At 45.2% G+C, this 25,692-nt stretch carries 24 protein-coding genes; 21 read left to right on the top strand and 3 right to left on the bottom strand.

Annotation, left to right across the window (positions count from 1 at the left end):
- The first annotated feature begins 25 nt into the window (after positions 1-25).
- Both E5329_RS16670 and E5329_RS16665 read left to right on the top strand, forming a co-directional pair.
- Entirely contained in the window at positions 26-1,702 is a 1,677-nt protein-coding gene (locus tag E5329_RS16670) for an extracellular solute-binding protein (protein ID WP_135990607.1), read from the top strand.
- Positions 1,703-1,796: 94 nt separating this feature from the next.
- Positions 1,797-3,281 carry a glycoside hydrolase family 32 protein gene (locus tag E5329_RS16665; protein ID WP_135990606.1) on the top strand — a complete coding sequence of 495 codons (1,485 nt, stop codon included), beginning with the start codon at positions 1,797-1,799 and terminating at the stop codon, positions 3,279-3,281.
- Between the two features lie 40 nt (positions 3,282-3,321).
- Here the strand turns inward: E5329_RS16665 and E5329_RS16660 are convergent, their stop codons facing one another.
- A complete protein-coding gene (locus E5329_RS16660) occupies positions 3,322-4,281 on the bottom strand; it encodes an AraC family transcriptional regulator (protein ID WP_135990605.1) in 960 nt (319 codons plus the stop codon).
- Between the two features lie 259 nt (positions 4,282-4,540).
- On the opposite strand from E5329_RS16660, the gene rhaB reads away from it, so the two are divergent.
- The 6 genes from rhaB (at position 4,541) to E5329_RS16630 (ending at position 11,014) form a co-directional block, all read left to right on the top strand.
- Positions 4,541-5,938, top strand: a complete 1,398-nt coding sequence (gene rhaB / locus E5329_RS16655; protein ID WP_135990604.1) for a rhamnulokinase — start codon at positions 4,541-4,543, stop codon at positions 5,936-5,938.
- A 66-nt stretch (positions 5,939-6,004) separates the two neighbouring features.
- The gene (locus tag E5329_RS16650) at positions 6,005-7,423 is read left to right on the top strand and encodes an arabinose isomerase (RefSeq protein ID WP_135990603.1); all 1,419 of its coding nucleotides are present in this window, start codon (positions 6,005-6,007) and stop codon (positions 7,421-7,423) included.
- Positions 7,424-7,515: 92 nt separating this feature from the next.
- Positions 7,516-8,343: a rhamnulose-1-phosphate aldolase gene (gene rhaD / locus E5329_RS16645; RefSeq protein ID WP_135990602.1), complete on the top strand. Its 828-nt coding sequence runs from the start codon at positions 7,516-7,518 to the stop codon at positions 8,341-8,343.
- A 96-nt stretch (positions 8,344-8,439) separates the two neighbouring features.
- Positions 8,440-9,585, top strand: a complete 1,146-nt coding sequence (gene fucO, locus E5329_RS16640; RefSeq protein ID WP_135990601.1) for a lactaldehyde reductase — start codon at positions 8,440-8,442, stop codon at positions 9,583-9,585.
- Between the two features lie 215 nt (positions 9,586-9,800).
- Entirely contained in the window at positions 9,801-10,364 is a 564-nt protein-coding gene (locus E5329_RS16635; RefSeq protein ID WP_135990600.1) for a Uma2 family endonuclease, read from the top strand.
- Between the two features lie 50 nt (positions 10,365-10,414).
- Entirely contained in the window at positions 10,415-11,014 is a 600-nt protein-coding gene (locus E5329_RS16630) for a DUF1349 domain-containing protein (RefSeq protein ID WP_135990599.1), read from the top strand.
- Between the two features lie 147 nt (positions 11,015-11,161).
- Here E5329_RS16630 and E5329_RS16625 read toward each other — a convergent pair whose 3' ends face one another.
- Complete coding sequence (locus E5329_RS16625) at positions 11,162-11,962, bottom strand: helix-turn-helix domain-containing protein (RefSeq protein ID WP_135990598.1); 801 nt, start codon at positions 11,960-11,962, stop codon at positions 11,162-11,164.
- A 169-nt stretch (positions 11,963-12,131) separates the two neighbouring features.
- On the opposite strand from E5329_RS16625, the gene E5329_RS16620 reads away from it, so the two are divergent.
- The 11 genes from E5329_RS16620 to E5329_RS16570 all read left to right on the top strand — a co-directional run bounded on the left by E5329_RS16620 (position 12,132) and on the right by E5329_RS16570 (position 23,609).
- Positions 12,132-13,484 carry a glycoside hydrolase family 30 protein gene (locus E5329_RS16620; protein WP_135990597.1) on the top strand — a complete coding sequence of 451 codons (1,353 nt, stop codon included), beginning with the start codon at positions 12,132-12,134 and terminating at the stop codon, positions 13,482-13,484.
- Positions 13,485-13,536: 52 nt separating this feature from the next.
- Positions 13,537-14,676, top strand: a complete 1,140-nt coding sequence (locus E5329_RS16615) for an alpha-L-rhamnosidase-related protein (RefSeq protein WP_135990596.1) — start codon at positions 13,537-13,539, stop codon at positions 14,674-14,676.
- Entirely contained in the window at positions 14,630-15,034 is a 405-nt protein-coding gene (locus E5329_RS16610) for an alpha-L-rhamnosidase C-terminal domain-containing protein (RefSeq protein ID WP_135990595.1), read from the top strand. Before E5329_RS16615 ends, E5329_RS16610 begins: the two co-directional genes overlap by 47 nt.
- Before the next feature lie 12 nt (positions 15,035-15,046).
- Positions 15,047-16,804, top strand: coding sequence for a cache domain-containing sensor histidine kinase (locus tag E5329_RS16605; RefSeq protein WP_135990594.1), 1,758 nt, complete (start codon positions 15,047-15,049; stop codon positions 16,802-16,804).
- Entirely contained in the window at positions 16,779-18,284 is a 1,506-nt protein-coding gene (locus E5329_RS16600; protein ID WP_135990593.1) for a response regulator, read from the top strand. Before E5329_RS16605 ends, E5329_RS16600 begins: the two co-directional genes overlap by 26 nt.
- 160 nt (positions 18,285-18,444) lie before the next feature.
- Entirely contained in the window at positions 18,445-19,293 is an 849-nt protein-coding gene (locus tag E5329_RS16595; protein WP_135990592.1) for an ABC transporter substrate-binding protein, read from the top strand.
- Positions 19,211-19,588, top strand: a complete 378-nt coding sequence (locus E5329_RS29840) for a carbohydrate ABC transporter permease (RefSeq protein WP_275443373.1) — start codon at positions 19,211-19,213, stop codon at positions 19,586-19,588. The genes E5329_RS16595 and E5329_RS29840 overlap by 83 nt, the downstream gene beginning before the upstream one ends.
- A gap of 117 nt (positions 19,589-19,705) precedes the next feature.
- Positions 19,706-20,416, top strand: coding sequence for a FadR/GntR family transcriptional regulator (locus tag E5329_RS16585; protein WP_135990590.1), 711 nt, complete (start codon positions 19,706-19,708; stop codon positions 20,414-20,416).
- Positions 20,417-20,695: 279 nt separating this feature from the next.
- Complete coding sequence (locus tag E5329_RS16580) at positions 20,696-21,784, top strand: sugar kinase (protein ID WP_135990589.1); 1,089 nt, start codon at positions 20,696-20,698, stop codon at positions 21,782-21,784.
- A gap of 71 nt (positions 21,785-21,855) precedes the next feature.
- Positions 21,856-22,494: a bifunctional 4-hydroxy-2-oxoglutarate aldolase/2-dehydro-3-deoxy-phosphogluconate aldolase gene (locus E5329_RS16575; RefSeq protein ID WP_135990588.1), complete on the top strand. Its 639-nt coding sequence runs from the start codon at positions 21,856-21,858 to the stop codon at positions 22,492-22,494.
- A 17-nt stretch (positions 22,495-22,511) separates the two neighbouring features.
- Positions 22,512-23,609: a sugar kinase gene (locus tag E5329_RS16570; RefSeq protein ID WP_135990587.1), complete on the top strand. Its 1,098-nt coding sequence runs from the start codon at positions 22,512-22,514 to the stop codon at positions 23,607-23,609.
- Here the strand turns inward: E5329_RS16570 and E5329_RS16565 are convergent.
- Entirely contained in the window at positions 23,575-24,468 is an 894-nt protein-coding gene (locus E5329_RS16565; protein WP_135990586.1) for a helix-turn-helix transcriptional regulator, read from the bottom strand. The two genes, E5329_RS16570 and E5329_RS16565, sit on opposite strands and share 35 nt — an antisense overlap.
- A gap of 163 nt (positions 24,469-24,631) precedes the next feature.
- On the opposite strand from E5329_RS16565, the gene E5329_RS30755 reads away from it, so the two are divergent.
- Both E5329_RS30755 and E5329_RS16560 read left to right on the top strand, forming a co-directional pair.
- The gene (locus E5329_RS30755) at positions 24,632-24,760 is read left to right on the top strand and encodes a hypothetical protein (RefSeq protein ID WP_275443372.1); all 129 of its coding nucleotides are present in this window, start codon (positions 24,632-24,634) and stop codon (positions 24,758-24,760) included.
- A 202-nt stretch (positions 24,761-24,962) separates the two neighbouring features.
- Positions 24,963-25,541, top strand: coding sequence for a cytidylate kinase-like family protein (locus E5329_RS16560; RefSeq protein WP_135990585.1), 579 nt, complete (start codon positions 24,963-24,965; stop codon positions 25,539-25,541).
- Positions 25,542-25,692: the final 151 nt, after the last annotated feature.

Below are 25,692 nucleotides of genomic sequence, written 5' to 3'. Positions count from 1 at the left end.
CAGGAACGTAAGAAGGAGGCAAACTATGAAATTTAGATATGGAAAGCAAATCATAGCGGCGGCATTAGCGGTCTGTGTGGCAGGTTCCCTTGCAGGCTGCGGTGGAAAGAAAGAAATCAATGACGGCACTTTCCGTCCGGTAGATGAGGCGGAACTTCAGTTTCCGCTGAAGGAAAGGAAGATTTTGACGGGAATGATCAGTTATCCTGCCAACACAGAATCTGAACCAAATAACAGAACGATCTTTAAGCGGCTTCAGGAACAGACAAATGTGGAGATTAACTGGACGGCAATCCAGGCAGACCAGTGGCCGGATAAGATTTCCCTGAACATGTCAGATCCAAATAAACTGACGGATTTTATTTTTACTGCTGGATTTACAGACAGTAATCTGCTAAGATATGGAGAATATGGTGCGATTATTCCGTTGGAGGAATATATTGACGCCTATATGCCGAATCTAAAATCTGTCTTTGACAGATATCCGGAGTACCGGATTATGAGTACAGATGTAAATGGACATATCTGGTCGCTGCCCTGGATTGAACAGCTTGGTTCTGGCAAGACTGCAATTCAGACCATTGATAATATGAGCTTTATCAATAAGAAGTGGCTGGATTTTCTGAATCTGGAAATACCGGAAAATATTGATGAATTTGAAGAAGTTCTGATTGCGTTCCGAGATCATGCATCCGAGCTTCAGGAAAAATTCGGAATTGATGGCAGTATTATTCCGATGTCCTGTATCGTAAATGATGGCGGTCAGGATCCTGCAATTCTGATCAATGGTTTTGGCGAAGGATATGGCGATGCAGATAAAGACAGGCATATTGCGGTGACTGATGATCAGAAAGTGATCTGCAGCGCTACCCAGGAAGGGTACAAGGCCGGAATCCAGTGGCTGAATAAGCTGTACGAGGAAAAACTGATTGATCCAGAAGCATTTACACAGGAGTGGTCTACTTACGTATCCAAAGGAAAGTCTGGACGTTACGGGGTATGCTTTAGCTGGGATGTGGGAAATGTTGACAATTTGAAGGACTGGGTCCCGCTTCCAGTGCTGACGGCGGATACGAGGAACCTGACTCCTACGAATGGTTCTTTTACCAGCGGGTTTGACCGTGGGCGCTGTGTCGTTACTTCGGTAGCTGAGAATCCGGCGTTGGTATGCGCATGGCTTGACCAGATGTATGCGCCGATGCAGTCGCCTCAGAATAACTGGGGAACCTATGGGGAAGATGATGATTTTGATATCTTTGAAATGGGTAAGAATGACAAGGGTGAAGATATGTTAAAGCATGCGCCTTTGGGCGATGCTTCACCGGTAGAGGTAAGAGAGGCGGAGGCGGTAGGCGGGCCCCTTGCCGTGCTGGATGAGTATTATGGCGTGTATGTGACCTGCCCGGATGATGCGCAGTACCGCCTGGACTGGATTGAGGAATATTATACGCCGGATATGCATACCGAATATGTGTATCCGAATATCTTCATGAGCCGTGACGATACAGAGAAGCTTTCTAACCTGCAGGCAGATATCAAGAAAACCATTAATGCAAGGAAGGCTGACTGGATTATGAATGGATTTACCGATGCTGACTGGGAGAAATATCTGAAAGATTTAGAGGCATATGGTTTAAGTGAATATCTGGAACTGTTCCAGACCTACCTGGATAAATACAATGCAGAAACGGCAGGAAATTAAATGATTTAGCGATATGCTGGGCCGTATTTTTAGAAGTGTGAAAAATACGGCCTGCATCTATTTATTATGAAATTATGAAAGGAAGACATGAATTATGACAAGTCAGACTCTACGTGAAGCGCGAAAATACGAAGAGGCTTTTGAAAAATTAATAAAAGAAGAGGAACGTCCGGATTTCCATTTATCTCCACGTACAGGCTGGATGAATGATCCAAATGGATTTTCTTATTATAAAGGACAGTACCATATGTTTTACCAGTATTATCCGTATGAGTCAAAATGGGGACCGATGCACTGGGGACATGCAGTGAGCGATGATCTGCTGCATTGGAAATATTGTCCGGCTGCTATGGCTCCAGATGAGATTTATGACAAAGACGGATGTTTTTCCGGAAGCGCCATAGAACTTGCGGATGGAAAGCAGCTTCTGATGTATACAGGAGTGGTGAAGGAATGTCAGGGAAATGATGTTTACCAGGAAGTGCAGACCCAATGTATTGCCATAGGTGACGGGACAGATTACCAGAAATACGGACAGAATCCTGTGTTGGATGAAAAGGATCTGCCGCAAGGCGCAAGCAGGTTTGATTTTCGTGATCCCAAAATATGGAAAAAAGCGGATGGGACATATGCATGTGTGGTTGGAAACCGTCCTTCTGACGGAAGCGGACAGATTCTTATGTATACCAGCGCAGATGGTTTTCAATGGAAATTTAAGAGTGTATTAGCATCTAACAATAATCGGTTTGGGAAAATGTGGGAATGTCCAGATTTCTTTGAATTGGATGGAACATGGGTGCTGGTTACCAGTCCTCAGGATATGCTTCCAGAAGGATTTGAATATCATAATGGAAATGGAACACTCTGTTTAATGGGTGATTTTGATGAAGAAACAGGAGTTTTTCAGGAGATACATAATCAGTCGATTGACTATGGCATTGATTTTTATGCGCCTCAGACAGTGCTCACGCCGGACGGCCGCAGGGTTATGATTGGGTGGATGCAGAACTGGGATTCCTGCAGCATCCGTTCTCCGGAAGCGCCATGGCTTGGCCAGATGAGCCTGCCAAGGGAGTTGTTTATCAGGAATGGCAGGCTCTGTCAAAAGCCGGTTCGGGAATTAGATAAGATGCGCTGCAATAAAGTGGAATATACGGATGTGGAAGTTTCAGGAATAGTTAAGCTTGATGGAATCAAAGGGAGAAGAGTCGATATGGAGCTTGTGCTTAGAGCCGGTGACACGCAGGAACTGTATCATAAGTTTGCTGTCCGGTTTGCCCAGAATGACAGATATTATACTGCTTTAAGTTTCCGGCCGAAGGAATCTATTCTGAAAGTGGATCGGAAGTTTTCTGGTTCCAGAAGAGCGATCATCCATCAGCGGCGCAGTCTGGTAAATACTGTGAATGGCGAACTTAGATTGAGAATGATATTAGACCGCTTTAGTGTGGAAGTTTTTGTAAATGATGGAGAGCAGGTGCTGACAGCGACTATGTATACGGAGCAGGAAGCGGACGGAATTTCTTTTTTTGCAGATGGCGTCGTGAATATAGACGTTGTGAAATATGAACTTCGATAAAATAAAGAAATTTAAAAGCCTGTCAGCCGAAAGCCAAAGGTCACTTCCGGCGGTATTCTTTCGGCGAGCAGTGATATTTTTCCCTGAATTTCCGGTAAAAATAACTGCTGTTATCATACCCGATTGCTTCCATGACAGAATCAACCGTAAGAGGAGTCTGCTTCAGCAGGTAAACAGCCTGCTGGAGCTTTCTCTGCTGCAGGAGCTCTTTAAAGTTAGCGCCGGTATGTTTTTTCAGAAGACGGCTGATATAGTAGGTCTCCTGGTTCAATTCATCTGCGATATTTGCAAGGGTTCCATTTTTGTAGTGGGTTTCAATATATTTCAATACAGAAAAAACCAGGGTCTGCTCATACTGGTTCGGATAATTCTGGTTGATATTTTCCGCAAATGCAGACAGGTTCATGAACAAAAGCCCCATGGAGATCTGATTGATGGTATTGGTGCCGGTTTTCTGCTCAATCAATGTCCATATCATGTTTTCCAGAAGATTCTGCACGGGGAGAATGTCTTTTGCCTTAAAATGCAGGTAATTGGTCAGAGAGGCGTCCTGGGATAATGTGGAAATCAGGAAATCCCGCAATACATTCTCCTGCTCGATCATGTTAAATGCACGGTCAAAAAATTCTGGTAGAATGATAAAATTAACTGCGATGTCGGTTTCTCCGGCAGCTTCTATCTCCTGTGTCACATTTTGGTTCAGAAATAACAGATCCCCTTCGTTCAGTACAATTTTGTCCATATCATTAATGATGTGGGTGGTGCTTCCGCTGCACATATAGACCATTTCCACATAGTTATGGCGGTGCCTGGGAAAATGTGCAAATCTGGTGTGGGGCCGGATGTCAATCAGTTTTCCTTTGGATAACAGAAACTGGCTGTCTATGATAAAGTCTTTTTTGTCTGTATACAAATCTTTCTGGATGTCAAAGCATCCGTCGAGAATTGCCTGTTCTTCGGGCGTTATTTCCCGTAGTTTGTCCAATAATGCATGGTTCATAGGGATTCCTCTCCTGTATTGGAAAATGCGTTCGGTTTCTCTTTTTCTATTATATTACTCCAGAGGTAAAATGTCGATGGATTTTACGCAGAATAAATTTTCATCTGCAAGGCAAAGGAATGATTTGCCATTGTAATGATGCTGTGCAAATAAAGTCCCTTTTTTTAGAATATCAAGACCTTTATTTTGACATGGAAACAGATTAAAATGAGCTTAGCAACAGAGAAGCCGGAAGATAAATGAAAAGGAGAGAAAAAAGATGAGTACATATTATCTGGCTATAGATATCGGCGCATCCAGCGGCCGCCATATGCTGGGAAGCCTTGAGAATGGAAAGCTAAAGCTGGAGGAAATTTACCGCTTTCCAAATGGCATGAAGCGTGTGGATGGGAGCCTTTGCTGGGATGTAAAAGCGCTGTTCTATGAAATCAAAGAAGGGCTGAAGCGATGTAAGGAGCTGGGAAAGATACCGTCCTTTCTGGGGATTGATACCTGGGCGGTGGATTACGTGCTGCTGGATCAAAATGACCGGATTCTTGGGAAAACCTATGGATACCGGGATGATAGAACCAATGGGATGGATGCAAAAGTGTATGAGGAGATTTCCTTAAAGGATCTATACGCACGCACCGGCATACAGAAGCAGATATTTAATACGATTTATCAGTTAATGGCGGTAAAGCAGAAGGAGCCGGAGCTTTTTGAGAAAGCAAAGAATATGCTGCTGATTCCGGATTATTTCAATTTTCTTTTGACAGGGGAGAAGCGAACTGAGTACACCAATGCCACCACCACACAGCTGGTAAGCCCTGTTTCCAAGGATTGGGATTATGAATTGATTGATATGCTGGGATATCCCAGGGAAATATTCGGAACCATCAGCCGTCCGGGCGCTTTGGTGGGAAATTTCAGCAAAGAGATTCAGGATGAAGTAGGGTTTGACTGCCAGGTAATTCTGCCTGCTACCCATGATACAGGCTCTGCCGTAGTTGCCATACCGACGACAGAGGACAATGCGCTGTATATCAGCTCCGGTACATGGTCTCTGATGGGAACAGAGCGTTTGGAGGCGGATTGCTCAGAGGAAAGCAGGCTCCGGAACCTTACAAATGAAGGCGGCTATGAGTACCGGTTCCGGTATCTGAAAAATATTATGGGGCTTTGGATGATCCAGTCTGTCCGAAAGGAACTGGCAGAAGAGTACTCCTATGGATATATCTGTGAGCAGGCAAAGAAACAGAAGATTCCATCGATTGTGGACTGTAACGATGACATGTTTCTTGCGCCTGAGAGCATGACAGACGCTGTGAGGGCTTATTGTGAAAAGACCGGGCAGCAGGCGCCGCAGGATGAATGGGAGACTTCGGCGGTCATTTATAACAGCCTTGGCAAATGCTATGGAGATACCATCGGGCAGATTGAAGAGATGACGGGCAGGCAATATGACTGTATCTATGTGGTGGGCGGCGGCTCCAACGCAGAGTATCTGAACCAGGTTACAGCAAAATATACAGGGCGCACCGTCTGTGCAGGCCCCGGGGAGGCTACCGCCATTGGGAATCTGCTGGTACAGATGCTTTACGATAAGAAATTCAGGGATTTAAAAGAAGCGAGAGCGTGTGTGAAGAAGTCCTTTGAAATCAAAAAGTTTGGATGATGTCAAAAGATAGGATCAGAGTTTTAGGACAATAGAAATTATATCATGGAAAAAGGAGGATTTATCATGTTAGTAGAGACAAAGGCAAGAATTGGAGTCTTTTCCATTGCTCTGGGCGCATATCTGCCCCAGTTTCCATCACTGGTGCCGGAATTTGAATCACAGTATGAAGCTTTTAAAAAGACGCTTCCAGAGACAGTGGAACTCGTGGACGGAGGCATTGTTACCACAAAAGAGCTGGCTCAGGCGGCCGGTGACAAGTTCCGCGCGGCAGACGTTGACCTTGTGATTTTGCAGCTTCTTACTTACGCAACTTCTTATAATATGCTTCCGGCAGTCCGGGATCTGGATGTGCCGGTGGTATTGGTGAATGTCCAGAAGAAAAAGGCGCCTGATTATGAAAATACTGATACTGCCACATGGCTTGGCCAGCTGTATGCCTGCGGCGCTGTGGGCGAGATGGTAGCGGATTTGGAACGCGCCGGTAAGAGCCATGCCGTTATCACAGGCGTTGTGGAAGGTGGCGATCCGGCAGTACAGGCTGAGATTGAGGATTGGTGCCGGGCCGCTCAGGTGCGCCGTCGGTTCCGGGATACGAATCTGGCACAGATCGGACGTCCCTATCCCGGTATGATGGATCTGTATATTGACGAAACCAATCTCTATCACAGGATGTTTCTTTACGTCAAACAGTTTGACTGGGAGAAAATGTGGGCGATCGCTGATGATATAACGGATGAAGAAATTGTCCGTGCAAAGGCCCAGGACATTCTCGATACCTTTGACATCGAGGGCGGCGGCACAATTGAAAAAGTCTGGGAAATGGCAAAATATGTAGTGGCTTTTGAACAGTGGGTTAAGACGGAGCAGATTGCGTTCATTGCTTCTCATTATGACGGCTTTGCCCAGGGGAAGGCGGGTGTCCTTGACAGCATGCTGATTCCTGCATTTTCCATGCTGATTAAGCAGGGGGTTGCCTGTGCGGTGGAAGGTGATATTAAGGTTGCTATGGCTATGAGTATTCTCAAGACGATTTCTGGAATGGGCCAGTTGTCGGAGATGTATTCCATTGATTTTGAGGAGGATGTCTGCATCATCGGCCACAGCGGCTCCGGCGATGCTGATATTTCAGCAAAGAAGCCCACCATGAAGATCGTGCCTGTGTTTCATGGAAAGACCGGCGGCGGTTATCTGACCCAGTTCTATCCGCACTTGGGCCCGGTTACCTACCTGGGCATTACCCAGGATCGGGACGGCAATTTCAGGTTTGTTGTGGCTGAGGGAGTCAATGAGCCTGGACCAATCTTCAATTTCGGAGATACCAATATGCGGACGCGCTTTACCTGCGGAGCAAGGGAATTCTGCAACAGATGGAGCGAAGCAGGGCCCACACACCATATGGCTGCAGCATGCGGCAGGCATATTGACACAATCTTAAAGGTTGCAAAGATTTTTCATGTGCCGGTGGATATTGTTACAAGGTAAATGTTTTCTGGATGTACGGCTGCACTGGCCAGCAAGGTCCGGCGATGCAGCCCCACAGACGGAAGTGTTTTATAAGAAAAAGGAGAAGAAGAATGAGTATTGCTGATGTAAAATTTGTACAGGGATTTATCCGTATGTGTAACGATGGATGGGAGCAGGGATGGCACGAAAGAAATGGCGGCAACCTGTCTTACCGTATGAAAGCAGAGGAAGTGGAAGAGGTCAGGGAATATTTCAGCATGGATGGTGAGTGGAAAGAAATCGGAACCAGCGTGCCAGAACTTGCAGGAGAATATTTCATGGTGACCGGCAGCGGAAAATATTTCCGCAATGTTATTTTGGACCCGGCGGCCAGCATATGCATCATTGAACTGGATGAGAAAGGAGAGAATTACCGCATCCGCTGGGGGCTGGTAAATGGAGGAAGGCCCACCAGCGAGCTTCCAAGCCATTTGATGAATCATGAGGTGAAAAAAGCGGCGTCAAATGGAGCCCATCGGGTGATCTATCACGCACATACCACCAATGTGATTGCCCTTACTTTTGTGCTGCCTCTGAGTGACGAGGTATTTACAAGAGAGCTGTGGGAGATGGCTACCGAGTGTCCGGTGGTATTTCCGTCAGGAATCGGCGTGGTAGGCTGGATGGTTCCAGGGGGCCGGGATATCGCTGTGGCAACCAGCGAGCTGATGAAGCGGTATGATGTGGCGATTTGGGCGCACCACGGGATGTTCTGCTCTGGTGAGGACTTCGATCTGACCTTCGGGCTGATGCACACGGTAGAAAAGTCAGCAGAGATACTTGTGAAGATGCTGTCTATGCGGCCGGATAAGCTGCAGACCATTACCCCGCAGAATTTTCGGGATCTGGCAGTGGATTTTAAGGTGGAACTGCCGGAGAAATTTCTGTATGAAAAATGATGCGAAAAGTAGCAGAATGCAGCAAGAATGGATATCCATGCGGAGCAATCCGCAGATATGCTATAAAACATTTCACAGTTAAGGAGGAACAAGGACATGGTAAATCGTTTTGTGTTGAATAGGATTTCCTATCATGGAAAAGGTGCAATCAAGGAAATTCCGGGAATTATTAAGAGCAAGGGTTTTCAGAAAGCATTTATTGCATCTGACCCTGATTTGGTGAAATTCAATGTTACGAAGAAAATCACGGATCTGCTGGATGCTGAAGGTATGTCTTATGAGATATACTCTGATATCAAGCCAAATCCAACGATTGAGAACGTAAAAGCGGGCGTTGCGGCATATAAGGCGTCTGAAGCTGATTATATGATTACGGTTGGCGGCGGTTCCTCTATGGACACCGGAAAAGCAATTGGAATCATTATCAATAATCCGGAATTTGAGGATGTCCGCTCGTTAGAGGGCGTAGCGCCTACGAAGAATCCTACAGTATTTACAATTGCTGTGCCGACAACTGCCGGGACTGCCGCAGAGGCCACAATCAACTATGTTATCACAGATGTAGAGAAAAAGCGTAAATTCGTCTGCGTAGACGTCAATGATATCCCGAATATTGCAATTGTAGATCCGGATATGATGTCTACCATGCCAAAAGGATTAACAGCAGCTACAGGTATGGACGCATTGACCCATGCCATTGAGGGTTATACTACAAAGGCAGCCTGGGATCTGGCTGACTGCCTGAACTTAGAAGCTATCCGCCTGATTGCAAAAAGCCTGCGGGATGCAGTGGAAAATAAACCGGAAGGCAGGGAGGGCATGGCTCTTGGACAGTATGTGACAGGTATGGCATTTTCTAATGTAGGGCTTGGAGTTGCCCATTCTATGGCCCATACTTTGGGCGCGGTATATGATACGCCCCATGGGGTGGCATGCGCAATGATGCTGCCGATTGTTATGGAGTATAATGCAGAGTGCAGCGGAGAGAAATACCGGGAGATTGCCAGGGCGATGAATGTAGCCGATGTAGATAAGATGAGTCAGGAAGAATACCGTCAGGCTGCAGTTAAAGCGGTAAAGAAATTATCTTCTGATGTTGGAATTCCTGCAAAGCTTGAAGCATTGAAGGAAGAGGATCTGGACTTCCTTGCCGAATCTGCTTATGCAGATGCCTGCCGGCCTGGAAATCCTAAGGATACAAGCGTGGAGGATTTGAAGGAGTTATTCCGCAAACTTATGTAGTTTATCATGTTCAGGGGCTGTCTTTTCCGACAGCCCCTGTTCTGAGAGAATAACCGTAAATTCAAGCGCCAAAGCTGTGCTATAATATTTTTCATTGACGCTTAGAACATTTTCGTGCATACTAAATATATGAACCCAATATTTCACAAACGTCTGCTGCCAATTTCGCGGAATCAGCAGAGCTGCATACAATCACCGGAAAGGAAGTGTTATCCATGCCAGTATTACAGTCGAAACCTCAAATGATCACTTTGGAGCAATATGAGGCTCTTCCGGAGGATGCCAGAGCCGAAGTATTTGACGGACAAATTTATTACATGGCCAGTCCATCGCAGGATCATCAGACCATTTCTATGGAACTTTCGACGATGCTCAACACTTATCTCAAAAGCAAACATGGACCATGCCGGGTATTTCATGCTCCATTCGATGTAAAACTGCAGGATACTCCCCTCACCATTGTTCAGCCGGATCTGATGATTGTATGTGACAAAGATAAGCTGGATGGAAAGCGGTGCAACGGCGCCCCTGATTTCATTATTGAGATTATTTCCCCCAGCAATCCGGCAGATGACTATATCCGCAAACTCTACTACTACAAAAACGCCGGCGTCCGTGAGTATTGGATTGTGGATCCTCGCCGCAAGACAGTAACGGTGAATTATTTTGACGGAAACATGCTGAACATCCAGTATTCCTTTGATTCCACAATCAAGGTTAATATCTATGATGATTTGTTTATCAACTTCTCGGAAATTGCCGATATGCTGAATGTTTAAAATTGTTGAAACAGGATAGGATGAAGAATAATATAAGGAGGCAGCAGAACATGGATTTAAAAAAATTTGTATGGACCAGGGAACCGAAACAGTATGCAATTAATCAGGATGCCGTTGAGATTGTCACAAAGCCTCATACCGATTTATGGCAGAGGACATATTATCATTTTCAGAATGACAATGCGCCAGTTTTTCAGATGGAAACAAATGAAAAATATTTCAGCTTTGTTGTGAAGACGGAATTTCAGGAAAGCAATCACAGATTCGACCAGTGCGGCATTGTAATGTACCTGGACAGTGAGAACTGGCTGAAGGCTTCTGTTGAGTACGAGAATGAAACCTACCAGCATTTGGGAAGCGTAGTAACCAATCACGGATATTCTGACTGGGCAACCACGGAAATAGATGCATCCGTGAAAGCTATGTGGTATCGCTTCAGCAGGCGGGAGGATGATTACTGCATCGAATGTTCATCCGATGGAATTACATTCAGCCAGATGCGGATCTGCCATATGTACTGGGGCGGCGGGAAGATACGGTTTGGCATTTACGCATGTTCTCCTGAGGATTCCTCTTTTAAGGCAGTATTTTCCAATCTGCAGATGACAGAATGCCAGTGGAAAGCTCATGACGGGCAGCAGCCGGATTGATGGTATCTTGTCTTATTAGGAAAAGATCCAATCCTGCTGTGCGCAAACTGTATGACGACTGTATGACTGAAATGTATATCACAAGTGTTATTCCGGTCTTACATAAATGTCAATGCTCCTTCCTGTTTGAATTGCGTGTTTGCAGCTTTATTTTTCTTTCTTATCATGCATGTAATATTTTACCCCATACAATTCTTTATACTGGCGAAGTGTCAGGCCCACAATATTTTTGAATTGCATTCCAAGATGGCTTTGGGATGCATATCCAAGATAGGCCGCAATTTCGCTGTAGGAATAGTCGGAATAAATCAGAAGATTTTTGGCCAGATTAATTTTTTGCTCCCGGATAAAGGCTGTCAAAGAGATTCCTTCACAGCGGCGGAATAAATCAGAGAGATAACTGGCGTTTAAAGACAGGGCCTCTGCAATCTGGCTTAAGGTCAGTTTTCCATGCAGATGTGCAAAAATATAATCCTTGCATCGTTCAACGTGATAATTTCCTTTCCGGAAAGCCTTGCCTTTCCGGGAATCTCTAATTTCAGAAACCATGTATGCGTACTGGTACTTTAAAGCTGTCATCAGCTGGTTGACCCTGCTGCTGTCCTCACATTCTTCTATTTTTTGGATCAGCGCGTCGCTCAGTGAAAAGGCAATCTCCGGCATAACGCCGCCCCGGATGGCCGCCCTGCAGGATAGGGTGGTATTAACAATGGCAAGATTCTGGGCGTTGCGGAGATCGTTTTTGGCAAGTCTGCCGATTTTCCCAGAATAATTCTCTGCAAGGCTTTGCTTTAACCCATCCAAATCTCCTTGTTCAATGCTTCTCATCTCACGGAGTTCCTGGTCATATGGATTGTGAATAATTCCCAGTTCCTGATTGGTAAAGAGAAGATTGGAAAATTGTTTCAGGATATCGTCTGGTATGACTGGATGCATTTTTTTCTTCATAATGTTACGGCTTCGCTTTCGGATGGTTGATAGTGGCAGTATACCATAAAAATTTACCAAAATAAATAATATAATGCCAAAAATTATTATATAAAGAAGCGCAGCCGTTTACTATAATGAAGGCATGGAAGAGCGGTCAGAAAATGAAAAGGATAAGGAGAGAAAAATTATGGTATTGCATTATTATACAGATATGGAAGGCGCAGGCTATGATAATAAATTTTGCCAGACCGTGCAATTGCATGAGGATGTAAATGAAGTAGAGAATCAGGTCATCAATCTGTATCCAGAGCTGACATACGAAATCTTTGAAGGCTTTGGCGGCGCAGTGACAGAAGCGGCAGGGTATGTATATTCCCTGATGAACGAAGAGCAGAAAAAGCAGGTGATTGAAACTTATTTTTCCAGTGACAACATGAATTACCGGCTGGTACGCATTCCTATGGACAGCTGTGATTTCTGCCTGGAGCCTTATGAAGCCATGTCAAATCCAGAGGATGCAGAGTTACAGAGCTTTACCTTCGAAAGGACCCAGCGGTATATCATGCCTATGCTGGAGGATATTAGAAAAATTGCCGGTGATGAGCTGAAGCTTATGCTTACCCCCTGGTCTCCGCCAAAGTTTATGAAAACCAACGGCTGCCGCCAGCAGGGTGGAAAACTGAAACCGGAATACAGAAAGATGTGGGCAAAGTATATCTGCAGATACATAAAGGAGTTTGCCGACAGAGGCTACCATGTGCAGAGAATTTCCCTTCAAAATGAGCCGAAAGCGGTACAGACATGGGATTCCTGTTTATTTTCTGCAGAAGATGAGAAACTATTTTTAAAGGATTTTATGTATCCGGCCATGGCTGCCCATGGATTTGAGGATATTGAGGTTTTTATCTGGGATCATAATAAAGAGCGGCTGTATGAACGGGTCAGGGATACCATAGATGACAGTACAGAACATATGGTGACAGGGGCGGCGTTCCACTGGTACAGCGGAGATCATTTTGAATCGCTGGAATTGGTGAAGAAGCTTTATCCTTATATGAAACTGATTATGTCGGAAAGCTGCTTGGAATACCGTGTGTTCGATGAAAAAAATATTGAGAATATTACCAGTAAGCTTTGCCATGAAATGATTGGGGATTTGCAGCATGGCATGTGCGCCTTTTATGACTGGAACCTTTTGCTGGATGAAAAGGGAGGACCCAACTATGTAGGGAATTATTGCCATGCGCCCTTTTTGTATGATACAAAAACAGGTGAACTAAAGCCCCAGAAAACCCAGAAGCAGTATTATCATTTTACTCATCATATTGTGCCTGGGTCTGTACGGATTGCCAGCACTAAATATACAGAGCAAGTGGATGCTGTGGCATACCGTACGCCGGAAGATAAAATTGTAGTGATTCTTCTAAATAAAAGCCAGCAGCCCCTTCCGGTGAATTTCAGGATTCAGGGAATGGCGGGAGAAATCCTTCTTTTGGGAAAATCCCTGGCAACCTGCATGATAGAAGGATACAGGGGATGACAGGGTTGAAATCAGGAGGCGAAAATGGAAAAAATAAATTGGATTTGGCTGGATGTCTGGGAAGCAGCGGATAAGGAAAAAGCAGTTTGAGGGCATTGTGCAGACTCTGGATGCTGTAGTTTCACAAAAAGAGTGGGAAGATTTTATTGCAGGAGAAAAAAACATTACGATTCCGGCCCATTCCAATGTGGCAGTGGAAATCAGCGCAGACGCCGAACAGACCGGTTATCTGCACCTTGCCATGGAGAAAGGCGCAGATGCGGACATTGTGATTCTGGAATCGGAAGCGTATGTGCTGGGCGGCGAACAGGGAGATTTAAAAGTGCCGTATAAAGGGGAGCGGAAAGATTATAAAACGGGATATTTAAATGGATTTACAGACAGGTACCGGTGTGCCGGCTATGGCCGGGAAGGATTTCCTGAAATTTATGAACCCTTCTGGTTTCGGACCTTCCGGTTTCTCCGCCTTAGCATCAAAACCAAGGAGCAGCCGCTGACACTGAGTCGTTTTGACTATACAGAAACAGGTTATCCGCTGGAGGTAAAAACCCAGGCTTGTGCATCAGACCCCAGGTTTGACGGCATTTGGGAAATCAGTGAACGCACCCTCAGGCGCTGCATGCATGAAACATACGAAGACTGTCCCTTTTATGAGCAGCTTCAGTACAGTATGGATGCCAGGACACAGATTCTTTTTACGTATACAATCGCCGCAGATGACAGGCTTGCCAGAAAATGCATGGATGATTTGCAGAGGTCCCAGAGATATGACGGACTCTTAAATTCTGCGCATCCATGTTATGAGCCCAATATCATTCCGGGATTTTCCATTTATTATATTTTGATGCTGTATGATCATATGATGTATTTTGGCGACCGGGAGCTGCTGTTTGACCATATGCCGACGGTGGAAAGGATTTTAAATTTTTTCCACCGGAATTTAACAGAAGAAGGCTATGTGGGAAAAATAGGCGGAATCAATGGAAAAGCAAGATTTTGGTCTTTTGTGGACTGGGCGCCGGCATGGAAAGAAACCAGCGGAATTCCTCCCGCAACCTTACAGGGTCCCATTACCATGGAAAGCCTGCTCTATGTGATGGGACTTCAATGCGCTGCGAAAATAGCGGAATACATGGGATGTAGCTATGTCATTTTATCTGTTCCGTGCCTTACAGAAAGTAGGGTTATATGAAGATACCAGGGATTGTTGGGATGTTTGGCAGAGAATGATAGAGAAGCATGCCTCAACCTGCGTTGAGGATGATGTTCAGGAGCGAAGCGAATGCCATGCCTGGGGTGCGCTGATTTTATATGAGCTGCCGGCAGTGATACTCGGCGTCCGTCCGGCTCGTCCCGGATATCAGGCCGTGGAGATTCAGCCGGAGCCTGGATATCTGGAGTCCGCCAGCGGAAGGGTGATTACACCCAGGGGAATGGTGTCCGTTGCGTGGAGCAGAGATTTTGAAGGGATTCATGTGAACTATCATGCGCCAAAAGGTTTGGAGGTTATTACTTCTTTTTCTGACGAAGGAAATGATTGGAAGGAATAAGGAAGGCAGAGTATGGCAGAAAAGTTAAAAACTCATCATTCCTATTTCGGCATAACTGCCAGGATTGTAATGCTGTTTGCAAGCCTGGTAATTGTGCCGTTTCTGGTTTTGGCGTGTATTACCTTCGTGTTTTTTAGGAACTATACCGTAAACCAGATTGGAAAGGCAACGCAGGATTCTTTGTCGGTTGTGGGCAGGCAGATTTCAGATGCATTGAAACTTTTTGAGGAAGAATCCATGTCGTTGTATTATAATGGTTATGTGGAATGGATTTTAAAAGAAAAAAGACTGACTAAGGAAGAGCAGAAGCTTTTGGAGGCGGAGCTGTCTGCGATCTGCTTTTCCAATACGGGCGTCCATTCTGCCTGGGTAGTGACAGAGCATCAGGAAATCTTCGCAGGCAGCTATTACCGGGAGCTGCCTGAGGTAATGGAGCCTTATCTAGAAGAAATCGCCGCGGCAGGAGGAGCGGTCTGCTGGTATCCCACGGAAGAAATACGGACACAGGCGGGACGGCCGAAATATATTCTTGCGCGCTCTTTGAACAGCGCAAAGGAGAAAAATACAGGTTATTTTTATATGGTGGTGGATGATGCTATGGTGTCGGATGCTTTTGAACAGCTGGAGGCGGAATATCTGACCAAATACTTGATTTCAGAAACCGGGAGCCTTTATTATTCCTCCAATGGAGAAGCATTTGGGCAGCGCATGGATTTGTCAGCAATTAATCCCAATGTGCGGGCGAATTATCTCCGGGCGGAATGGAAGGGAGAAAGAAGCGTAATTGTCTCCAGAAGGCTTCCGGCCACAGACTGGTATTGCATCAGCGTAATATCCATGGAAGATGTGATGTGGAATGTGTATCGATTGGAGTTCCCATTTGTGATTATTGCGGTTATCTATGTGGCGTTTTTGGCCCTTATGCTACGTAGCATGAATAAGTATGTGTTTTATCCCTTACGGACGCTGAAGCAGTCCATGGATCAATATGCCCGGGGAAATCTTGAGATTGCTGACATGAAGCCGATGGGGGCGGGGGAATTCAAAGATTTGTCGGAGCATTTTAACAGCATGACGGTTCGCATTGATAAATTGGTGAAGGATTATAAAGAGGAAGTGGATGAAAAGAACCGGCAGAAAATGAATGCGCTGGCTGCCCAGCTGACGCCGCATTTTATTTATAACGCCCTGAACACCATTAAATGGATGGCGGTATTGAACCATCAGGAGAATATTCAGCGGCTAACAAAATCGCTGATACACATTTTTATGAATGCTGCCCGTACAGACGAGGATAATTATACCTTGCAGGATGAATTGGAACTGGTGAAAAATTATGCAGTCATCCAAAAGGCCAGGTTTATGAATTTTGACCTTGTGATAGAAGCGGAGAAAGAGGCCCTAGACTGTATGATACGGAAGCTGATCCTCCAGCCCATTGTGGAAAATGCCATTGTACACGGACTGAAGCGTGGAAAAATTAAAAATGCCCAAATCTGGATTCGTGTATGGACGGATGAAGATCTGCACCTTACAGTAAAGGATGAAGGCGCGGGGGTTGATGTAGAAAAATGGAGAAGCTGTCCAGATGAAAACAGAGAACATACCAATATCGGGCTTCATAATGTAGAAGAGATTCTCCGTTTGGAGTATGGCGGACAGTACGGCCTGGAAATTGAAAGCATACCGGGCCAGGGAACTACAGTGACGTATTTGCTGCCGGTCAGGAGGAAAAAAGAAGCAGATGATCCGAACAATTATTGTGGATGATAAGATACTGTCAAGAATCGGGATACAGTCTCTGATTGATGGAAAAGAGGAAGTAACGGTATGTGGAACCTTTGGAAGCGCGGAAGAAGCGCTGAAATTTCTGGAAGACGTCTTTGTGGATATTGTGATTACCGATATTGAAATGCTGGACATGAACGGCCTAGAGTTTATTGAAGTAATACGGGAAAAAAATCTGGCAGAGGGAATTATTATTTTAAGCTGCCACGAAAAGTTTTCCTATGCCCAGGAAGCGATTTCCAAAGGAACCGACAGTTACCTGCTGAAGCACAATGTAACAGAAGAAAGTTTGATGCAGGAAATAAAAAAGGCATATCAGAAGAATCAGACTCGGAACCGGAAGCATACTGCTGCCGTTGCGGACCTGAAAAAAGAGGGGGAACTTCTGGAAAATGGAAGTTATGTGCTGGCAGTATTGCGGGCGGGAACGGGGGAATCTGGCACAGAGGAATTGGAAATGCATCTGGAAAGCACCATGCTGGCACATCTGTTGGAAGAAATTGTGGATCGGCATGGGATGGGAACGTTGTTTTCCCCGTATAATAAAGAGATGTTTATCGTATTTCAGATGGATGCAGCGCAAAACCAGGAGGAGACAATGCGCCGTATAGATGAGAATATTTCGGTTATTTTAAAAAATATGCAGCAGTACATTAATACGGAATTAACCTTCGGCATCAGCTCCGAATTTGGGAAATTAGCGGAAATGAGAACGAAATACCAGGAGGCGCTGGATGCGGTCAGCATGCATTTTTATGAAAAGGACGTCAGGGTTTTTTGGTATACGGAAATATCAGAAGAAATGGAACCTGTTTCTTTTTGCCCGGACGAGTTGCTGGAGGAAGGCGGCCTGGCGAAGTTTGAAACGCAATTGTCCCTGGCCCTGGCAAAGGGCAGATTTGAAAGAGTAAAAGCAGATGTCTTAAAGGAACAGTTGATGCAAAGCCTGAATATGTTCATTCATCAGGTTTTGGCCGGCTACAGTTTCCGGGAGGATTTTTCCAGGAAATGGAATGGGGCAACTACGCTGGTGTCTGCCATTACAGCGGCGCAAAATGCAGAGATGTTAAAGACCTCCATTCTGAAGGTGGTGGGCTGCTTCCGCGCAGAATTGATCGAAGAATGGGAGAAGGATGATCTGGCGGAGACCTTTCGCTATATTGAAAAGAATCTTCCAAACCGGATTACCCTGGCAGATTTGACAGAGATAAGCTGCATGAGCGTTCCGTCTTTTTCGAAGAAATTTAAAGAACGGACCGGCCAGAGCCTGGTGCAGTATCTGAATGATAAAAGAATTGAACGGGCATGCTCCCTGTTAAAAAACAAGAACTATTCCCTGGAACAGGTGGCGGAGCTGACGGGATTTTCCAATGCAAACTATCTGATCCGCGTGTTCAAAAAGCGGACGGGAAAAACAGTTGGTGAGTACCGCAAACGCTACGGCATTGATGAAATGGAATAAGAATGTGAAATTGTAAGAAGAATTTGAACCCGCCTGTTATACTGCTGTTAAGAATTTGAATCATTTTAAGAAGCTCTTTCCTTGCTGGGGAAAAGGGCTTTTTTTATAATAATTTATGAAAAGGTTACAAAGATTAAGAAGGAAATAGGAGGAAAAAGGAGTGAAAAAGAAAATGAAAAAGTTAGCGGCAGCAGCGCTTGCAGGTTGTATGGCGTTATCACTGGCAGCCTGCGGGAACGGAGCGGATTCCAATTCCAATTCAAATGCCGGTGCAAATGAGGGCAGAGATGGAACGTCCGGAGCTTTGACCGTCTGGTATCACGATTATAGTTTTGAGGACAGTGTTGTGGGAGTCATTGAAGCTTTTAACGAAAAATACCCGGAAATTGAAGTGGATTATGAAATTAAAGCAGACGGGGATTACGATAAATTGCTGAAAACAGCAATTCAGTCAGGAGAAGGCCCGGATTTGTTTTGGACAAATGGAACAGCCACATCAACCCTTCCAGATCTGGTTGAAAATCAAGCCCTGGCAGATTTGAAAGATGATGTGGATTTTAGTTTTATTCCTGACAGCGCTATGGAGTTGGTAGAGGTGGACGGAGGTGTTTATGCCGTACCGTGGATGACCATGGATACCCGTACCTGCTACTATAATAAGGCCATGTTTGAAGAAAATGGCTGGAAAATTCCTGGTACCTTCAGTGAGTTTGAAGCATTGCTGGCAGAGATAAAAGGGAAAGGAATCACTCCTTTATCTCAGGCTTATGATTCCTGGTGCATGCTGTTTGCCTATGAACCGATTCTGGCAGCCTATGATCCGGAATATAGTGCAGAGCTTCAGGATTATTCTGTTAAAGCAAAGGAATATGGGGCTTTTAAACCATCTGGCAGGCCTGATTCTGGTATATATTTCAGGCATATCCATGTCATGCCTGATTTTCCAGAAATTCTTCCGCACAATACCTGTGGCCTTGGAGGAATCGGCCAGGCTGGACGGCTGCAGTGACTTGCGGGTGTTTTTTAAGATTATACTTCCGATTTGCAAGCCGGTAATGTTTACGATGGCATTGATTACATCCATTGGACAGTGGAATGATTTCTATATGCCGATGGTAATTCTGGGCAATAAAAATGTGACGACGCTGACATTGGCAATTTACCGGTGTATCGGACAGTTTATGAGGTATATGAGCGAGTCTATGGCGGCAGTAATGATTACGCTGGTTCCCATTATTGTAGTATATTTCCTGTTTTCTTCACAGATTGTAGAAGGATTAACAGGCGGGGCTGTCAAGGGTTAGAAAAATGGAGAGAAGGAAAGGCGATATAGGCTTTGACATTCATCTATGCTGAGAGATATAATAAAATGAGAGGCATAATTCGCCTTCCACTATGAAAGAATAAAAGGAAAAGCCAAAATGTACGCCTTTGATAAGATAAGCAAAAAGCCTTTGGGCGCCCAAACGGAAGATAAACTGATGAAATATATTCTGCAGGAATCTATAGAGCCAGGCCAGAAAATTCCCAACGAATTTGAACTTGCCAGACAATTCGGCGTTGGACGCAGCACCATTCGGGAAGCGGTGAAGGGGCTGGTGTCCAGAGGTATCCTGGAGGTGCGCAGGGGTTCCGGCACTTATGTGATTAATACCAACACTTATGAAGAAGATCCTCTGGGGTTAAGCAAGATAGAGGACAAGTATAAGATGGCGCTGGATTTATTTGAAATGCGCCTGATGATAGAGCCAGAGCTGGCCGCCCTGGCTTGCAGGAATGCTTCCGAAGAGGATTTGAAACAATTAAAAAAGCTATGCGACGCCACAGAGCAGCTTTACCGGGGCGGCCATAACCATATTGGCAAGGATATTGAATTTCATACCTGGATTGCCCACTGCAGTAAAAACCAGGTGGCGGAAACGCTGATTCCGGTGATTAATACGGCGGACTATACCTTTGCCAGCCTGACCCACCGCTTGCTTATTGAAGAGACGCTGAAAACCCATCGGGCAGTGACAGATGCAATTCTGAAACGGGATTCTGTAGGCGCAAGATGTGCCATGATGATGCATCTGACATATAATCGTCAGACCATTGTAAAGCTTTTGGAGGAACGGGAGCAGGATAAATAAGACGTCAGATGTATTTGGAGTTCAACAGACGCATTTTGAAATGATATAGATAAAATATACAAAAAGATGGCTTTTTTATTTAGAAAATGCCATCTTTTTTTGTACAAAAAAGAGAAAGAAAAATAAATACATCAGATGTATTGAAAAAAAACAGTGGAAACCTTATGATGAACTCACAATAACATAAGACGTCAGATGTTATGCTCACAGGCATAGAAACAGGAATGGATGGAACTTTTTGTAGAAACTGTGGAACAGAAACAAATCAGGAGGGATTTCATGGAACATGCAAACCCGTTATTAAAGGAAAATCACAATTCCCACAAATTTATTACCATAGGAGAAATTATGCTCCGCTTAACGCCGCCCAATTATGAGAAAATCAGAATGGCTTCCGCTTTTGAGGCCAGCTACGGCGGCAGTGAGGCCAATATTGCCTTGGCCCTGGCAAATCTTGGGATAGACAGCACTTTTTTTACTGCTGTTCCCAATAACAGCCTGGGAAAGAGCGCCGTCCGGCTCTTAAGAAGCAATGATGTGCACTGTACTCCGGTGATTTTAACCACGCCGGAAGAGACCCCTTCCCACCGCCTTGGAACTTATTATCTGGAAACCGGATATGGAATCCGCGCCAGCAAGGTGATTTATGACCGCAAACACAGCGCTATTACCGAATACGATTTCAGCAGCTATGATTTTGACAATCTCTTAGAGGGTTTTACCTGGCTTCACTTAAGCGGCATTACGCCGGCCCTTGGGGAAAACTGCCGGGAAATGATTCTGAAATGTTTAAAAACGGCAAAGGAAAAAGGGCTCACTGTCAGCTTTGACGGCAATTTCCGTAGCACTCTCTGGACCTGGGAGGAGGCAAGAGAATTCTGTACCAAATGTCTGCCTTATGTAGACGTGTTGTTTGGAATAGAGCCTTACCATTTATGGAAAGAGGAAGGAGATCACAGCAAAGGCGATTGGAAGGACGGTCTTCCCCTTCAGCCGGATTTTATGCAGCAGGATGAGGTATTCTGGAAATTTGTAGAAAGATATCCCAATCTGAAATGTATTGCGAGACATGTGCGGTATGCCCACAACGGCAGTGAGAACAGCCTGAAAGCCTATATGTGGTATCAGGGGCATACGTATGAAAGCAAACTGTTCACCTTCAATATCCTGGATCGGGTAGGCGGCGGAGATGCATTTGCCAGCGGCCTCATTTACGCTATGATGAAGGGCAATAAACCGATGGATATGGTAAATTTTGCAGTGGCAAGCAGTGCGCTGAAACATACGATTCGGGGAGACGCCAATATTACAGATGATGCGGCGGCCATTCAGAATCTGATGAATATGAATTATGATATCAAAAGATAGGCAGCAGTTTACCAGAACCATGAAATTATAAAGCATTCAATAAAATAAGCAAACAGTAAAGGAGAATTATTATGAAAACAATTGAAGAACAATTCCGTGAGTATGCAGTAGTTCCAGTAGTGGTATTAGAGGACGCAAAAGACGCCCTTCCCCTGGCAGAAGCCCTGACAGAAGGCGGCCTTCCCTGCGCAGAAGTAACCTTCCGTACAGAAGCGGCAGAAGAATCCATCCGGGTAATGAGTGAGAAATATCCGGAAATGCTTGTGGGCGCAGGAACCGTCCTTACCATAGAACAGGTGGACCGCGCAGTGGCGGCAGGCGCAAAATTTATTGTGAGCCCGGGATTTGATCCGGAAATCGTAGACTATTGCCTGGAAAAGAAAATTCCTGTATTTCCAGGATGCGTTACTCCCTCAGAGGTAGCTCAGGCTGCAAAGCGGGGAATGAAAGTAATCAAATTCTTCCCGGCAGAGCAGGCAGGGGGAATTGCCAGAATCAAAGCAATGGCTGCGCCTTATACCATGATGGAGTTTATGCCTACAGGCGGAATCGGCGTGAATAACCTGAAGGATTATCTTTCCTTTGATAAAATTCTCTGCTGCGGCGGAAGCTGGATGGTAAAGGGCGATTTGATTAAAAACGGTGAATTTGACAAGATCCGCGAACTTACCAGGGAAGCTGTAGAGCTGGCAGCGTCCATTCGTAAATAATATAGAAGGAGGAAATCATGGATTTAAACTTAAGACCAGAAAATGAATGTAAATATGATGCATTGTCGTTAGGTGAGGTAATGCTGCGGTTAGATCCAGGCGAAGGCAGGATTCGTACTGCAAGAAGCTTCCGGGCATGGGAAGGCGGCGGAGAGTACAATGTTGTCCGGGGCCTTAGAAGATGCTTCGGCATGAAAACCGGCGTAATTACCGCTTTTGCGGATAACGAAGTGGGAATGTTGATGGAAGACTTTATCCTGCAGGGTGGCGTGGATACTTCCCTGATTAAATGGATGAAAACCGATGGAATCGGAAGAATCTGCAGAAACGGCTTGAATTTTACCGAACGGGGATTTGGCATCAGGGGTGCAGTGGGCTGTTCCGACCGGGCCAACACGGCAATTTCCAAAGCGACGCCGGAAGATTTTGATTTTGAGTACATTTTCGGAACCCTGGGAGCGCGTTGGCTCCATACCGGCGGAATCTATGCGGCATTGTCCGAACAGGCCTGCGAGACGGTTCTTGCGGCTATTAAAACTGCCAAAAAATACGGCACTGTGGTTTCTTATGACCTGAATTACCGTCCTTCTATGTGGAGCGCCATCGGCGGTCTTTCCAAAGCACAGGAAGTGAATAAGGAAATTGCTGAATATGTAGACGTTATGATTGGAAATGAGGAAGACTTTACCGCCTGCCTTGGATTTGAAATCGAAGGAAATGACGAGAATCTGAAGGAACTGAACCTGGATGGGTATAAGAAGATGATCAATCGTGCAGCAGAAACCTACCCGAACTTTAAAGTAGTGGCCACCACCTTACGTGAAGTGAAAACTGCCACTGTCAATGACTGGAGCGCCATCTGCTGGGCAGACGGAGAAATCTATAAAGCCAAAGACTACAAAGGGCTGGAAATTATGGACAGGGTAGGAGGCGGAGATTCCTTTGCTTCCGGCTTAATCTATGGCTTGATGTCCACAGGCAGCGCTGAGACAGCCGTAAATTACGGCGCAGCTCACGGCGCACTGGCAATGACAACGCCGGGTGACACCACCATGGCAAGCAAGAAAGAAGTAGAAGCTATTATGGGAGGCGCCGGGGCAAGGGTGCAGCGGTAAGAGGCTGTTCCTGTTCCTCCCTATGTCCTTTCCGCACCGCGGAAGGCGTACGCCCATAAATTTCTTTGAATGTTTTATTGAATAATTTTTGATTGGTAAATCCATTCGCCTCCATAATTTCGGTTATGGAGGCGTCTGTATTCTGAAGCTCCTGATAAATATGAGTAATTCGTATCTCATTGATATACTGCAGGAACGAAAGCCCCATATGTTTCTTAAAAAACCGGCAGAAATATTCCTTATTCAGCCCCAATAGGTCCGCACCCTCCTGCAGGGAAATCGGTTCCCGAAAATGTTCCCCCACATAAGTGATAATATTTCGGAGCCTCTGGCGGGCCTGCATATCTGCAGAAGATAATTCCGGCGCGGAACGAACAGAAAAATAGCGGATGAGACGGGCCAAAATCTGCAGAATAATTCCTTCAGATTCCAGAAATCCGGCAGGGGCCTCTTCAATATAGAGCCGTGTCAGCTCTTCTGCCATCTGGCACAGGCTCAGATATTCCGGAAACTGGGCGTCTGTGATTTCGTCTGGAATGCAATGGAGCCGGAACAGCTCAATATCCGGCAGATATCGTTCCAGCAGCGGCTTTGAGATATGAATGCAGAGTATCATCAGTCTGTCGCTGTAGGTATTGGTGCTGTGCACCTGCCTGGATTCAATCACCAGAAGCTGCCGGCGCCTTAATTGATATGTGATTCCGTCTATGGTAACCGTGGCGTCGCCGTTTAAGGGAAAAAGAAGCTCCAGTTCTTCATGCCAGTGGAAGGGCTGGTAACCGCCGGGGCTGGTGCGGTACGCCAATTGTAACCCGAGTTCATTAATTTCGCGGAAAACTTCATAATAGGGCTGTACCATAATAATCACTCCTTTGCGTGTTATTGAAATTATAGAAAATACCAGTCGAAAAGTCAATATCAACTTTAAATATGTCAAAAAACTGCCTATATTTTTCTTTATCAGGATAGTATGATAGTCAATGTAAGAAACAACAAATGAATCAAAAAGGAGAGATAATATTATGAAAACAATTAAAAATGCTTTGAAAAATTACTTTGAAAAATATGGCGCTCAGATTACTGCATCCTATATGATGATGAGCGGAAAACTGAATCCGGAAGTGCTTAAGAGCCTGTCAAGAAGTATGTAGGTATCTGAGGATGGACGTACAGAAGAATAAGAGGAAAACAAGGATAATTTGTGGACTGCAGCCATAAGTTATCCTTGTTTTTTATTTGCCGGACAATGGCTCTGGACGTAAAATTCTTTGTAATAGCCAATTGCAATCTCAAATCACAGTGATATAATAATACTACAGCATGTTTGAAAAAGTTAAGTGAGGAGTGGAACGTATGATTATTACAATCGGCAGAGAATTCGGAAGCTACGGTCATGTCATTGGGCGCGAGCTGGCCCAAAAATTAGGTGTGAAATATTACGATAAAGAGTCACTGGCAGAGGAAGCGAGAAAGTCAGAGAACTATGAAGAACTGCGTGATTTTTATGAAGAGCAGCCAGTAAACAGCCTGTTGTATGTAATTGCCACAGACAGCAGAGCCCAGGGACAGCGGAAGGTTCCTTCTGAATTTATCCGAAACCTAGCGGAGAAAGAGGATTGCGTGATTGTGGGAAGATGCGGGAATTTTATTCTGAAGGATCATCCGGATATGACAAGCGTATTTATCCATGCGCCAAAAGAGTACCGCATTGACAAAACTGCCGCAGACCGGAAAATCAGCACAGAGAAGGCCAGAAGGCTGGTGGAAAAAGAAGATAAGGCGCGAGAAGGTTTTCACACGTATTATGCGGATGAGAGATGGAATGAAGCGGACGGCTACCAGCTTACCATCGACAGCAGCGTGATAAGTATTGAGGACGCAGTGGAGCTGATCATTGATTTTGTAAATAAAAAGCAGAACAGCATAAATTAAATAAAAAGCAAATTTTGTTGTTTTATAGGATAAACCGTGCTATAATGTCTACAGATATTACAGTGCGGTTTTTATATGACAGGAGACAGGCGCGCCACAAGCATAGGGACAGGCCTGCAATGAAAAGATTTACTTAAGTCGCCGGGGAAAA

The organism is Petralouisia muris, from assembly GCF_004793545.1.
Lineage (GTDB): Bacteria > Bacillota > Clostridia > Lachnospirales > Lachnospiraceae > Petralouisia > Petralouisia muris.
The sequence above is the reverse complement of the archived record's forward strand: the minus strand, read 5'-3'. Positions and strand labels throughout refer to the sequence as shown.

Excerpts from the sequence above, each read along its gene's own strand:
- E5329_RS16670 (WP_135990607.1), top strand. The coding sequence starts at position 26 with ATGAAATTTAGATATGGAAAGCAAATCATAGCGGCGGCATTAGCGGTC.
- E5329_RS16665 (WP_135990606.1), top strand. The coding sequence starts at position 1,797 with ATGACAAGTCAGACTCTACGTGAAGCGCGAAAATACGAAGAGGCTTTT.
- E5329_RS16660 (WP_135990605.1), bottom strand. The coding sequence starts at position 4,281 with ATGAACCATGCATTATTGGACAAACTACGGGAAATAACGCCCGAAGAA.
- rhaB (WP_135990604.1), top strand. The coding sequence starts at position 4,541 with ATGAGTACATATTATCTGGCTATAGATATCGGCGCATCCAGCGGCCGC.
- E5329_RS16650 (WP_135990603.1), top strand. The coding sequence starts at position 6,005 with ATGTTAGTAGAGACAAAGGCAAGAATTGGAGTCTTTTCCATTGCTCTG.
- rhaD (WP_135990602.1), top strand. The coding sequence starts at position 7,516 with ATGAGTATTGCTGATGTAAAATTTGTACAGGGATTTATCCGTATGTGT.
- fucO (WP_135990601.1), top strand. The coding sequence starts at position 8,440 with ATGGTAAATCGTTTTGTGTTGAATAGGATTTCCTATCATGGAAAAGGT.
- E5329_RS16635 (WP_135990600.1), top strand. The coding sequence starts at position 9,801 with ATGCCAGTATTACAGTCGAAACCTCAAATGATCACTTTGGAGCAATAT.
- E5329_RS16630 (WP_135990599.1), top strand. The coding sequence starts at position 10,415 with ATGGATTTAAAAAAATTTGTATGGACCAGGGAACCGAAACAGTATGCA.
- E5329_RS16625 (WP_135990598.1), bottom strand. The coding sequence starts at position 11,962 with ATGAAGAAAAAAATGCATCCAGTCATACCAGACGATATCCTGAAACAA.
- E5329_RS16620 (WP_135990597.1), top strand. The coding sequence starts at position 12,132 with ATGGTATTGCATTATTATACAGATATGGAAGGCGCAGGCTATGATAAT.
- E5329_RS16615 (WP_135990596.1), top strand. The coding sequence starts at position 13,537 with ATGTCTGGGAAGCAGCGGATAAGGAAAAAGCAGTTTGAGGGCATTGTG.
- E5329_RS16610 (WP_135990595.1), top strand. The coding sequence starts at position 14,630 with ATGTCATTTTATCTGTTCCGTGCCTTACAGAAAGTAGGGTTATATGAA.
- E5329_RS16605 (WP_135990594.1), top strand. The coding sequence starts at position 15,047 with ATGGCAGAAAAGTTAAAAACTCATCATTCCTATTTCGGCATAACTGCC.
- E5329_RS16600 (WP_135990593.1), top strand. The coding sequence starts at position 16,779 with ATGATCCGAACAATTATTGTGGATGATAAGATACTGTCAAGAATCGGG.
- E5329_RS29840 (WP_275443373.1), top strand. The coding sequence starts at position 19,211 with ATGTCATGCCTGATTTTCCAGAAATTCTTCCGCACAATACCTGTGGCC.
- E5329_RS16585 (WP_135990590.1), top strand. The coding sequence starts at position 19,706 with ATGTACGCCTTTGATAAGATAAGCAAAAAGCCTTTGGGCGCCCAAACG.
- E5329_RS16580 (WP_135990589.1), top strand. The coding sequence starts at position 20,696 with ATGGAACATGCAAACCCGTTATTAAAGGAAAATCACAATTCCCACAAA.
- E5329_RS16575 (WP_135990588.1), top strand. The coding sequence starts at position 21,856 with ATGAAAACAATTGAAGAACAATTCCGTGAGTATGCAGTAGTTCCAGTA.
- E5329_RS16570 (WP_135990587.1), top strand. The coding sequence starts at position 22,512 with ATGGATTTAAACTTAAGACCAGAAAATGAATGTAAATATGATGCATTG.
- E5329_RS16565 (WP_135990586.1), bottom strand. The coding sequence starts at position 24,468 with ATGGTACAGCCCTATTATGAAGTTTTCCGCGAAATTAATGAACTCGGG.
- E5329_RS30755 (WP_275443372.1), top strand. The coding sequence starts at position 24,632 with ATGAAAACAATTAAAAATGCTTTGAAAAATTACTTTGAAAAATATGGC.
- E5329_RS16560 (WP_135990585.1), top strand. The coding sequence starts at position 24,963 with ATGATTATTACAATCGGCAGAGAATTCGGAAGCTACGGTCATGTCATT.